The organism is Pseudomonas sp. P5_A12, from assembly GCF_056400685.1.
Map to the genome: position 1 here is coordinate 1 of NZ_JBFUKU010000291.1, position 6,540 is coordinate 6,540.

General features: G+C 48.5%; 6 protein-coding genes. All 6 read left to right on the forward strand.

The window, feature by feature from the left end:
• A partial coding sequence (locus AC1DSG_RS25750; RefSeq protein WP_477793405.1) for an NAD-dependent epimerase/dehydratase family protein occupies positions 1–591 on the forward strand: 591 nt, incomplete at its 5' end.
• The gene (locus tag AC1DSG_RS25755; protein ID WP_477793406.1) at positions 588–1,622 is read left to right on the forward strand and encodes an MraY family glycosyltransferase; all 1,035 of its coding nucleotides are present in this window, start codon (positions 588–590) and stop codon (positions 1,620–1,622) included. The genes AC1DSG_RS25750 and AC1DSG_RS25755, both read left to right, overlap by 4 nt.
• Positions 1,623–1,712: 90 nt before the next feature.
• The gene (locus AC1DSG_RS25760; protein ID WP_477793407.1) at positions 1,713–3,707 is read left to right on the forward strand and encodes a polysaccharide biosynthesis protein; all 1,995 of its coding nucleotides are present in this window, start codon (positions 1,713–1,715) and stop codon (positions 3,705–3,707) included.
• Between the two features lie 254 nt (positions 3,708–3,961).
• A complete protein-coding gene (locus tag AC1DSG_RS25765) occupies positions 3,962–5,053 on the forward strand; it encodes an acyltransferase family protein (protein ID WP_477793408.1) in 1,092 nt (363 codons plus the stop codon).
• 47 nt (positions 5,054–5,100) lie between these two features.
• Positions 5,101–6,030, forward strand: coding sequence for an NAD-dependent epimerase/dehydratase family protein (locus AC1DSG_RS25770; RefSeq protein WP_477793409.1), 930 nt, complete (start codon positions 5,101–5,103; stop codon positions 6,028–6,030).
• On the forward strand, positions 6,027–6,540 hold a 514-nt coding region (locus AC1DSG_RS25775; RefSeq protein ID WP_477793410.1), incomplete at its 3' end, for a glycosyltransferase. The genes AC1DSG_RS25770 and AC1DSG_RS25775, both read left to right, overlap by 4 nt.

A 6,540-nucleotide genomic window follows, 5' to 3' on the forward strand; every position in this document is an offset into this window, starting at 1 on the left:
ACAAAGAACAATGCTTACTCACCTGAAACAGCGCCTGCACCTCTAGATCCGTATGGTGTTTCCAAAATGGAAGCGGAAGTAGGGCTGAAAGCTATTGCAGAAAGGACGGGGATGGAGGTTGTAATAATCAGACCTGTATTAGTTTATGGGCCTGGTGTTAAGGCGAATTTCTTGAAGATGATGCAATGGCTTGATAAAGGCGTTCCTTTACCATTTGGCGCGATTCGAAATAGTCGAAGCCTTGTTGCGTTAGATAACTTGGTTGACCTTATTGCTTTATGTATGGAGCATCCTGCGGCTGCCAATCAAACCTTCATGGTAAGTGACGGTGAAGACCTGTCGACTTCTGAACTGTTGCGGAGAATGGCGCGTGCGTTGGACAAACCTGCGCGTCTACTTCCTGTGCCGGTATGGATACTTCGCTTAGGTGCTCGCCTTCTTGGGAAGTCAGATCTGTCGCAACGGCTATGTGGATCGCTTCGGGTCGATATAAGCAAGACTCGCAAAGTTTTAGGCTGGAAACCATTAGTTTCGGTGGATTCAGCCTTGAAGGACGCGGCTATGCACTTTCAAGAGAGTCGCAAACAATGATTTACTGGTGGTTGTTAATTCCTGCTGTGGCTATTACTTCGTTATGTCTTACTGCGGGATTACGTCGCTATGCGCTTGTTTTAAGTATTATTGATATCCCCAACGCTCGTAGTTCTCATTCGGTTCCGACTCCGCGGGGTGGAGGGGTTGCAATCGTTGTAGCTTTCCTGCTCTCACTGCCATTATTGGGTTGGGCAAATCTAGTTCCCTGGGAACCTCTGGTGGCTTTAGGTGGTGCTGGAGGATTGGTTGCGGTCATCGGTTTTATGGATGATCACGGGCATATAGCCGCTCGATGGCGCCTACTTGGTCATTTCAGTGCTGGTGCTTGGGCGTTGTTCTGGTTTGGTGGGCTTCCTTCTGTCACTGTTATTGGTTGGACAGTTGATCTCGGCTGGGCTGGACACATTCTAGGGGTCATTTACTTGGTCTGGATGCTAAACCTTTATAATTTCATGGATGGAATTGACGGTATTGCTAGTGTTGAGGCTTTGTGTGCTTGCCTCGGGGCCTGTTTACTTTACTGGCTTGGCGGATTTACTGAGCTTTTATGGACTCCTTTGATACTGGCAATGGCCGTTGCCGGGTTTCTCTATTGGAATTTTCCTCCTGCACGTATTTTTATGGGGGACGCAGGAAGCGGGTTTTTGGGTATCGCCCTGGGAATGATTTCATTACAGGCTGCTTGGGTTTCATCGCAGCTACTTTGGGGGTGGCTAATCCTCTTGGGCGTGTTTATTGTCGATGCGACATTTACACTGCTACGTCGGTTGGTTCGAGGAGACAAGGTTTACGAAGCTCACCGCAGTCATGCTTATCAGTACGCTTCGCGAATGGCTGGAAAGCACTTGCCAGTCACGCTGGCGGTGGGAGGCATCAACCTCATTTGGTTGTTACCTATCGGAATCTGCGTAACAAAATTCGGGCTTGATGGAGCGTTTGGGCTGATAATCGCCTACTTGCCTCTAATCGTCCTGGCCATAAGGTTTCACGCAGGGGAGTTAGAAAAGACGCCATCCTCAGGTGTTTGAGGCTTGATGTTGTAAAGTGTTGATTGTATGCGAATGTGGCACTCAAAGTGTCTGACTAATAAAAGTGTGGTGAGAGGTGTTCGTAGGGGTATGGATAAGTTCCGAGCTTTGCTATTAGGTCTTCCGCGCCGAAGTAAACGACTTATTCAGGTGACGRTAGACATCGTCCTTGTCTGGCTAGCCCTCTGGATGGCATTTGTTGTTCGCTTGGGGATTGATGATTTGATCAATCCTTTTACTCAACACCTTTGGCTCTTCCTAAGTGCCCCAGTTGTAGCCATTCCACTCTTTATTCGCTTTGGCATGTATCGCGCTGTTATGCGCTACTTCGGGAATGACGCTCTTATCGCAATCATTAAGGCAGTCAGCCTGTCATCCTTAATTCTCGGCGTTGTCGTCTATTGGTACAGTAATCATCAAAATGTCGTACCTCGCTCAATCATTTTCAACTACTGGTGGTTGAATTTGATCATGATTGGTGGTTTGCGGCTGGCAATGCGTCAGTTTTTCCTTGGGGATTGGTTTTCTGCGGCTCAACATGTCCCTTTCACCAATCGTGATGACGGTTTGCCTAAAGTAGCTATCTACGGGGCTGGAGCTGCCGGAAATCAGCTCGTCGCAGCGTTGCGAATGGGGCGGATCATGCGCCCTGTTGCCTTTATCGATGACGATAGCAGTATTGCCAGTCGTATTATCTCCGGACTGCAGGTCTACAAACCCAAGCATATTCAGCAGATGATTGACGTGACTGGCGCGCAAGAAATTCTACTGGCGATTCCTTCATCGTCTCGTGGTCGTCGTCGTGAGATCCTTGGTTTGCTTGAGAGTTACCCGCTTCATGTTCGTAGTGTGCCTGGGTTCATGGACTTGGCAAGCGGGCGGGTTAAGGTCGATGATATCCAGGAGGTGGATATTGCCGATTTGTTGGGGCGCGACGCAGTGCCTGCTCAAGAGGAGCTGCTTGAGCATTGCATCAAGGAGCAGGTGGTCCTTGTCACTGGTGCAGGCGGCTCCATAGGCTCCGAACTGTGCCGACAAATTCTGGCACTGCGTCCGACTATCCTATTGTTGTTCGAGCATAGCGAATTTAATCTTTACAGTATTCTTTCTGAGCTAGAACAGCGAATTAATCGTGAGTCTTTGTCGGTAAAACTGTTGCCGATTTTAGGGTCGGTTCGAAACCAGCATCAACTTCTGGATGTGATGAAATCTTGGCATGTAGACACTGTTTATCATGCTGCGGCTTATAAACATGTCCCTATGGTTGAACACAATATTGCTGAGGGCGTGCTAAATAACGTGATCGGCACTCTTAATACAGCTCAAGCTGCTTTGCAGGCGGGCGTCTCGAACTTTGTGCTGATCTCCACTGACAAGGCGGTTCGGCCCACCAACGTAATGGGCAGTACCAAACGGCTCGCTGAACTGACTCTTCAGGCATTAAGTAAAGAGGCCGGGCCGGTGTTATTTGGTGATAGGGCTAGTGTGTCTACGGTTAATAAAACCCGATTTACGATGGTCCGGTTTGGTAATGTTCTGGGGTCATCCGGTTCGGTTATCCCTTTATTTCATAAGCAAATCAAGTCGGGTGGTCCACTAACAGTTACGCACCCGAAGATCACTCGTTACTTCATGACTATTCCCGAGGCCGCACAACTGGTAATTCAAGCCGGTTCTATGGGGCAGGGTGGCGACGTATTCGTGTTAGACATGGGCGAGCCAGTAAAAATTGTCGAACTGGCGGAAAAGATGATTCATCTGTCCGGTTTAAGTGTCCGCTCAGACAAAAATCCCAATGGCGATATCGCTATTGAGTTCACTGGCCTGCGCCCAGGAGAGAAGCTTTACGAAGAGTTGCTGATTGGGGATAACGTAGCTGCAACTCAGCATCCGATGATCATGACTGCAAACGAGGATCATCTGGCTTGGGATGTGCTCAAGGCCAGGCTTACCGAACTGCTGGCTGCGGTCGAGCAGGATGACTACTCCCGTGTCCGTCAATTGCTCCGTGAGACTGTCCAGGGTTACACGCCGGATGGCGAAATTGTTGACTGGATCTACCAGCAACGTCGACTTGAGCCCTGATCACGACATACGGGAGTAGGATAGTCAGCATCGGAAGGGCTTCTACGTAGGTGCTTATAAACTGCGCCGAGAATCCCATATTCGCAATCTGCTACTGGGGAACTGCTCGCCAGACATACGCGAAAAACGTAAGGCATGTCGGGCAGTAGGTGTGCCATAAATGGGGCACGCCTCGTAACGCTTAGTGAAGTGCCATTAGCTCAAGGGAGTGAGGTAGTAGGCTAACTGTCCCATTACTCCAAACGACGAAAAGAATGCAAAAAAATATCGATATCGAAGCACTAAGAACTTACGCGGTCGGTATGACGGTGATCGCCCATTTAGGTGAGTTGATACCCGCTTGGACGTCATCTTTATCGATATTTTGGTTGGGTAGTGGTGTAGATCTATTCTTCTGCATCTCTGGATTTCTAATCTGCCAGATTCTTCTCCAGCAACGTGGTTCAACGTTTGGTACTGTCGCAAAAATATTTTGGGTCAAGCGAGTATCCAGGCTATGGCCTGCCGCGATGTTTTGGAGCGTGTTCTCGCTCTGGTGCGCCTTTTTTTTCAAAGATGGAGTTTTTGGTTCCTTTAATGACAGCCTGACTAATGCGCTTTTTAGTATGTTGCAGTTTGAAAACGGCTATCTTGTAGGTTGCGTGTATTTTCAATGGTTACCTTGCGCGATCAGTCCAAACTATTGGGTCTATTGGTCGTTGTCGCTAGAAGAACAGTTTTATTTTGTGTTCCCGTTTCTGTTGTTTTTTGTTCGAATGCGATACTTGGTCCCTGCGTTACTCATAATGGTGCTTTTGCAGCTCGCCATTGTCAGGCCGTGGGGGACGCCGCTATGGTTTTTTCGCACTGATGCGCTATTGCTCGGAGTGCTTCTTGCTGTATTGAAACAAAACGTCTATTTAAAAAACATCCGTTTGTTCGACAATAATAATTTAATTAGAGTTACCTGTGTCGTGTCGTTGTTAGTGGCGACAGTGTTGCTCGCTCGACGAGACTGGTTTTCTTTATTTCACAGTTATGTTGTTCTGGCAGCATTTGCTCTAGTTGTACTCGCTTCCTTCAACAAAAGCTATATCGTGAGTTCAGAGCGAGGGCGCCGAATTGCATCTTTTTTTGGCGCGCGATCTTACTCTATCTATTTGACCCATACTATCGCGTATTATCTGACGCGCGAAATATTTATCAGGCTAGGGGCGGGAGGTGAGCCTACGCAGGTACACATCGCTTTGATGCTTATAGTTGCCGCAGTTCTATTGGGCTTGATGGTAGAATTTTCGTACCGGTTGGTAGAGCAACCTTGTCGATTGTACGGACGTAATCTAGTCGCCAGTTATAGGAAAGAATAATCTTGAATAGTGTAAAGAATGACAGTGGCCCCGGGGTGAGTGGCGTCATGCAACGTCTTGTGGTGATTGGCGGTACTGGTTTCGTAGGCCATCATCTTCTCAACGCATTGTCGGATACCTGCAACGCTTTCGAGATTGTTTTTGCGGTGCATCGGAACGAACCGGCTTGGTTGGCTGAATCATCGATACACGTTCAGCGCTTCGATGTAGAGAATAGCGCTTCGCTGGCGGTAATACTGACCCCCGGCTGTATCGTATTGAATTTACTCCGCCCAGACGGATCGGGTTGGTTCTTGTCGGCGATTGAGAACGTGCTGCAGGCTTGCCGCACCGCTTGCGTTAAGCGTTATATCCATGTTTCAAGTATCGACGTATTTGGAGCAAGTCAGGACAGTATCTGTACCTCTGCTTCTCCGATAGTGCCCATGACACCTTATGAACGAGAGCACGCTGCTGCTGAAGCCCTCGTACGTGCTGAAGTGGCCGAAAAGTTTGAGGTGTTGGTTTTGCGGCTGGGAGCGGTGTTTGGTGTGGGAGGGCTGAATATCGTATCGTTCGTAAAAGAGGTTTCGAGTGCTCCTCATTGGAAGCTCGCACTACGTCGATCGTTGTATGGTGCCCGTCGAATGCATCTCGTCAGCGTTGAGAAAGTAGTCGACGTATTACTTTTCATCACTACCTTAGAAACAGTTGTCCAGGGGGAAATCATTGTCGTCACAGAAGATTCTGCGCCCGATAATAATTTTGCTTACCTTCAGGACTGCCTGATGAAAGCATTCGGTCGACCGGTTTTTTCTCGTATACCTTATCTTCCTCCCAGTATCCTTCGTTACGTGTTGAATGTGCGCAAGGTTAGTAATTCTGATCCAATGCGACGTTTTCGTGATACTCGTTTGTCCGAACTGGGTTTTTTGGATCGTGCGCAATTTACGACTCGCCTTGATAGTTACGTTAAATATTTGAGGGCGAACGCATGAAAATTTTATTGGTTAATATTTCGCTTGATGCTCAGCGCGGAGGAGGTACGGCTGAGCGCACTCGGCATTTGGCCAAGGCTTTGTCCGAGAAGACAGGCTGTTCCTGTGAAGTCATTGCTATGGCTGGCGACTCTTGGCAGGCGGAGTTCGATGCCAATGGTATAGAGACTTACATTACTGGAAGGATTGGCCACCGTTTACCCGTCCCATTGGTTAATCCTTTGCGGGCTTGGAAGGCCGTTAAGTCCGCTGACATCATACATATCATGGGTTACTGGAACTTACTAAGCGTGTTCATCGGATTCTTGGCCAGGCTGGCAAAGACGCCATACGTATTATGCCCGGCTGGTGAGTTTGCGTCTGTCGGAAAGCCACGACCGATCATGAGGCTTTTTCATGCTCTCCTTGGCAAGTCACTGATCAAAAAGGCTGCGGGCTTTATTGCAATCACTCAACTTGAACGGGCACTCATTGCGGAAATCTCCTGCCTTCCAGAAGACTGTATACCAG

Coding starts and splice junctions, on each gene's coding strand:
- AC1DSG_RS25755 (WP_477793406.1), top strand. CDS start 588: ATGATTTACTGGTGGTTGTTAATTCCTGCTGTGGCTATTACTTCGTTA.
- AC1DSG_RS25765 (WP_477793408.1), top strand. CDS start 3,962: ATGCAAAAAAATATCGATATCGAAGCACTAAGAACTTACGCGGTCGGT.
- AC1DSG_RS25770 (WP_477793409.1), top strand. CDS start 5,101: ATGCAACGTCTTGTGGTGATTGGCGGTACTGGTTTCGTAGGCCATCAT.